Here is a 5,139-nt window from a genome sequence, read left to right as displayed (position 1 = left end):
CTAGTACACCGCAAAAATCCCAGCCTGTACTGATTACTTTGTGGCATAGCCGATTTGATGGCTTATCCATGATGGTGACGCCAAAGGACGAACAGTGTTCGCCAAACATGTTGTCGATTAGGGAATTACGCCGACTTGGGCTCCGATGCCGAGATGGAGAACACTTTCTCGACGGCGGCCTGGACATTCTCGATGGCCTCGGGGCCACCGAGGGCCAGCCGCATGAGATACCCCGGCAGCACACACAGCAAGAGATCGGCAAGGTCGGTCGGGTCGAGTAAACCATGCCTTCCACGTCTCGGTTTCGGGTCGCCCAACGCTGCGAGGGCGCTCGCAGTGGCGTCGCCCAGGTGCGCGGCCAGCGTGGGGTTGCGCAGGGCTTCTGACCACACCAGCAGGGCTATCGCCGCGAAGCCGTCCTCGGCGTGGCGTATGGTGACGAACTCGAGCACCGTCGCGATCGCCGCCGGGGGGCTCGCGCCACTGTCGATGGCCTGTTCCAACACCGTGACGACTTGCGCGAGGTTCTCGGCGGCGATCGCCTCGATCACCGCGTCTTTACTGGGGAAGTAGCGGTAAACCGCGCCGGAGGACATGCCGGCCTCTTCGACGAGGTCCTGCATGGAGGCGGCGTGGAATCCATCGCGAACGAAACAGCGCCGTGCAGCCGCCATCACCTGAGCGCGGCGCTCGGCGCGGTATTGCTGCGTCACCTTCGGCACCAAGCCACTGTAGCACAAAAAGCATGAGCGTTCGCGTTTGACAGTTCAGGGGCGCGGGATGCTATAAAAAGTGAACGTCCGCTCGCGGATACCCCTCTGATGCTGAGGAGATCACGGCTTATGAGTAGTCACACCGACTTCGGCACGTTCGGCCGATTCGTGGAAACACCGGTCGGCGAGATGCCACCGGCCATGAAGCAGGCCTATGAGTTCACCCGCAAGCTGCGGGGACTAGTGCCCGGCCCGCATAAGATCTGGCTGGCCAACCCGGCCCTGTCCACAACGATCGTGCCGACCGGCGCCTATTTTCAGCACGACTCCACGCTGAGCAAGGCCGAGATCGAAATCGTCACCGTTCTGATCACCGCACGGTGGCGCAGCGCTTACGCCACCTACGAACACGAGATCATCGCCGAGCGCGACGGCCACCTCGAGGCGCGGCAAGTCGAAGCGCTCATCGCTGGGCTTCCGACGTCTTTCGACGACCCGCGAGAGCAGATGGTCTACGAGCTGGCGTCGGCACTGGCCGGGCAACGGGTGGTGCCGACAGGGCTTTACCGACGCGCTCATGATCTGTTAGGTGAGGCAGGCATCGTCGATGTCGCGGTGCTGCTGGGCTGGTTCACCATGGTGTGCATGACGCTGGGCGCCTTCGATGTCCCGGCCAACGCGCAGGGACTCGACCAGTGAGCGGCGCTGACGTTCTCGGCGGTCGCCTGGCCCTGGCCGATCGGAACGCTCTCGGCGACCCGGCGCGAGAGTTGTTCGCCGACATCGCGGCCACTGCCGTGCCGTGGGCCCAGCGCAGCGGATTTTTGGTGAGCACCACCGACGGGAGGCTGATGGGGCCGTTCAATCCGTGCCTGCTCAACCCCGGGGTTGCCGCCGCCTTCCTCAAACTGCAAGCAGCCGAACAGCAATGCACCTCGCTCGACGAGCGCACCCGACAGGTCGTCATCCTGACCGTCGGCGCGGTATGGGATGCCCCGTATGAGCTCTACGCCCACTCCGCTGCGGCCCGCCGCGCGGGATTGTCGGAGCCGGTGACCGCCGAACTGGTCGCCGGCCGCGAACCTCAGGCGCTCCTCGAGGACCAACGGACGGCCCACCGCCTGGCGCGGGCACTGTCCACCGCCCATCAGGTCGACGAAGCGCTCTATGACCAAGCGGTGCAACGGTTCGGCTCCGCTGGAGTCTTCGACATCACGGCATTGACCGGGATCTATCGCACCGTCTGCGGCATCCTCAATGCCTTCGCGATCCCGGCCCCCGGCCAGCACCCGCATTGACCGTCGCGCCCGCCCCGGCGCCATCCTCATGGAGAACGACCATGTCTCTTCCGCCCCTGCCCACCGTGATCCTTACCCCGGTGGCCTATTTCCCCCAGGGTTACTTCCTGGAGAATCTCGCCGTGCGCGCCGATGGCTCGTTGTTGGTCACCGCCATCCTGCAACGCGAGCTGTGGTGGGTGCCACCGCCCCGGCACGGCACGCTGGTCGAGCCCGTCCTCGTGCACACCTTCGATCACCCGGTCACCGGGATCGTCGAGGTTGCAACAGAGGTCTTCGTCGTCAATCTCACCGAGGGTTACACCACTGGCGAATCGCATTTGGCACGAGTCGATCTCACCGGCTGGGCACCCCGACAACCGGTGACACCAGAGATCATCTGCACCTTCGACGATCGAGCCCGCGGACTTAACGGCAGCTGCCTCCTTGCGCCCGGAGTGCTGGCGGTCGCCGACTGCTTCGCCGGCCTGATCTGGCGGGTCGATCTCACCCAGGATGCTCGACACGCCACCGCTCGGGTGTGGCTCGCCCACGACACGATGGCCTTCGACCCCGACAGTGACCTACCGCCGCAACCGCAGCCGGGCGTCAACGGCGTGCGGTACAGCCCACACACCGGCTACCTTTACTACACCTCGACCGCGCAGAAGGTGTTCATGCGCGTGGCAGTCGAACCGTCGACACAAAACCCAGTCTGCTCGGCGGAATTCGTCGCCTCGATCGATAACGCCGATGACTTTTGCGTCGACGAACAGGCCGGGTTCGCCTACATCACCAGGCACCGCGCCAACACGATCGAGCGAGCGCCGTTAGAGCCGCGGCACGGCAGCGAGGTCCGTCACATCGCCGGCGACCCATTCGACGACACCTTGATCGGGCCGTCTAGTGTGGCCTGGGGCCGAGCAGACGGCGAGCCCGGCCGGGTCGCATACGTCACGACTGATGGCGGCACCACCGCCCCACCGGATGGAGTCGTTCGGCGCGCCGCTGTGCTACGCATCCAATTGGACTACGCCGCCGCGCCGACGAGCGAGGCGACCGCGTGACTCGGCACATCGTCACGACCAGGCAGGCGTCGATCGACACTCGCGTCGACGGGAACGGACCGCCCGTCCTCGTCATCCCCTCCTAAGGGCGCGATGCCGGACCTGACTTCGACCCGTTGGCTGCCGCGCTCGTCGCCGCCGGCTACCGGGTGCTGCGCCCCGAGCCGCGCGGCGTCGCCGGGTCTTCGGGACCGATGAACTGTGTGACCTTTGCCGACATGGCCCGCGACATCGCAAACGTGATCGACAACTTGGCCGACGGGCCTGCGGTCATTCTCGGGCATGCGTTCGGAAACTTCGTGGCCCGCGCGACAGCCGTACACCATCCCGACAGCGTGGCCGCGGTGATCCTGGCGGCCGCGTCCGGGAAAACCGTTGATCCGCAGATCAATTCAGCACCAATGCGCGCAGGCGACCTCACCCTGCCCGAGGCAACCCGAATGGCGGCGCTGCGGCTGGCGTTCTTCGCTCCCGGCCACGACCCCTCGCCCTGGCTGACCGGCTGGTATCCCGAAACGCTTGCCATGCAAGTGGACTGCGTGCAACGCACCGACATCGCGCGCTATTGGGGAGCTGGGAACGCACCGGTGTTTGAGATCATCGCGGCCTGCGACCCATTTCACCAGCGCGACGAATGGGGCGACCTGCGTGGCCGTTACGGCGACCGTGTTACCACCACTGTCATCGACGACGCCAGCCATGCTCTGTTTCCCGAACAGCCCGACGCGGTTACCGTCGCGGTCGTCGACTACCTGCGCACCGCCGAATAAGTCACTCAACGATGAGCGCAACCACGCAACAGCCGTCGCCAACAACCCCACCCATGACAGCACCCGCGAGACCCCTGGGCGGGAGAATGACTCAACCAGCGAAGATTGACCGCTTCTTATGCCATGCGATGCCACGCCGTGGCTTGCTGCGGACAACATTGTCCACTGGACACACCGGTGCAACCGTACAGATCAGTTAACGAGCCCAGGAGGTAAGCCCCAAATGGCGAAGCCAAGCCCTTATAGCGCGGCCGTGGTGGTTCCGCTTCCCGATAACGCCGAGCTAACGGCGCTGCTCGGCGATGCATACAACCCCGACACCGCGCTCAACGTCATGAAGATGATGAGTGGCACCGGCGACATGTTCCCTGCCCTTATCGGCATGGTGCAGGCCGTCTTCAATGAACCGGATATTGACGCCCAACATCGGGAAGTCATTATCTTGCGTGCTGCATCCCTGCTGAACTGTCCCTATGAGTGGCAGGCTAACGAGCAGATGGCCAAAAACGCCGGACTCACCGATGCCGAGATTGGCGCGGTCGCTGGGGAACTCACGGATGACGGCCTTTGCGCAGGTTACAAGCTCTTGATCGCCGCCACAGATGAACTCCTTGTTTCGGGCACCCTCACCGATGATGTCCTCCAATCTCTACTCGATGCGTTCGGGGTCACAGTCACACGCAAGTACATCGCGACGATCGGCTGGTTCAGCCTCTTGAGCTTGTTCCTTAACGGCACAAGGGTGCCGTTGGAAACCACTGACAAGATCGGTTCACGGACCTCGCCGCTTGGGTGATTGAGTTTCTTCCTTCGAGACGACCCATCTAACGATCCGCGCGCGGCAGACAACTCCGCGGAACGAGGTGATACCGCGATATGGGGAACAAGGCGTCGTGGTAGCGGGCGTCTTGACTTGGCTCACGATCAATCTGGCGGTCACCGGGTGGTCGGTGGAACTGAACTTAGCCTGCGCTCCGGCCTTCGGGACCTTATCCCCCTACCCCCTATGGGTATTTAGTGCCATACTTGTCAACATGACGCAACTACCCGAATCCGTCCAACCGCCCACCACGACAGAACCCACGACCGAACAAGCCCGGCACTCGGATCGAACTGAGTCCAATCGGCGACCCGAATCTCCGCAATCCAGTTCTTCAGGAGAGCAGATTTAGAAACTAATGGATAAGCGAAAGCATCGAATCGCGCTCGCGGTCGCCGGCCTAGGAGCTACGGCGGGGCTGATGATCATCGCGATTCCGCTGGTTCCGCAGGTGACCGCAAAACTCGACGACGCTGTGCTGGCGGAGATGGG

The 5,139-nt window shown here is 63.6% G+C and carries 6 protein-coding genes; 5 read left to right on the top strand and 1 reads right to left on the bottom strand.

The window, feature by feature from the left end; genetic code table 11:
• Window positions 1-125: 125 nt before the first annotated feature.
• Window positions 126-722, bottom strand: coding sequence for a TetR/AcrR family transcriptional regulator (locus ACX9NE_RS29015; RefSeq protein WP_459365219.1), 597 nt, complete (start codon window positions 720-722; stop codon window positions 126-128).
• Window positions 723-842: 120 nt separating this feature from the next.
• Here ACX9NE_RS29015 and ACX9NE_RS29010 point away from each other — a divergent pair, with 120 nt between their 5' ends.
• The 5 genes from ACX9NE_RS29010 (at window position 843) to ACX9NE_RS28990 (ending at window position 4,623) form a co-directional block, all read left to right on the top strand.
• Window positions 843-1,412: a carboxymuconolactone decarboxylase family protein gene (locus tag ACX9NE_RS29010; RefSeq protein WP_459365218.1), complete on the top strand. Its 570-nt coding sequence runs from the start codon at window positions 843-845 to the stop codon at window positions 1,410-1,412.
• The gene (locus tag ACX9NE_RS29005; protein ID WP_459365217.1) at window positions 1,409-2,011 is read left to right on the top strand and encodes a carboxymuconolactone decarboxylase family protein; all 603 of its coding nucleotides are present in this window, start codon (window positions 1,409-1,411) and stop codon (window positions 2,009-2,011) included. The genes ACX9NE_RS29010 and ACX9NE_RS29005 overlap by 4 nt, the downstream gene beginning before the upstream one ends.
• A 41-nt stretch (window positions 2,012-2,052) precedes the next feature.
• The gene (locus tag ACX9NE_RS29000) at window positions 2,053-3,057 is read left to right on the top strand and encodes an SMP-30/gluconolactonase/LRE family protein (protein ID WP_459365216.1); all 1,005 of its coding nucleotides are present in this window, start codon (window positions 2,053-2,055) and stop codon (window positions 3,055-3,057) included.
• Between the two features lie 116 nt (window positions 3,058-3,173).
• Entirely contained in the window at window positions 3,174-3,827 is a 654-nt protein-coding gene (locus ACX9NE_RS28995) for an alpha/beta fold hydrolase (RefSeq protein ID WP_459365215.1), read from the top strand.
• Between the two features lie 223 nt (window positions 3,828-4,050).
• A complete protein-coding gene (locus ACX9NE_RS28990) occupies window positions 4,051-4,623 on the top strand; it encodes a carboxymuconolactone decarboxylase family protein (RefSeq protein WP_459365214.1) in 573 nt (190 codons plus the stop codon).
• The last annotated feature ends 516 nt before the right edge of the window (window positions 4,624-5,139 follow it).

This window comes from Mycobacterium sp. ML4, assembly GCF_054515735.1.
Note: the sequence above shows the minus strand (reverse complement) of the source record. Positions and strands in the feature narration are given on the sequence as shown.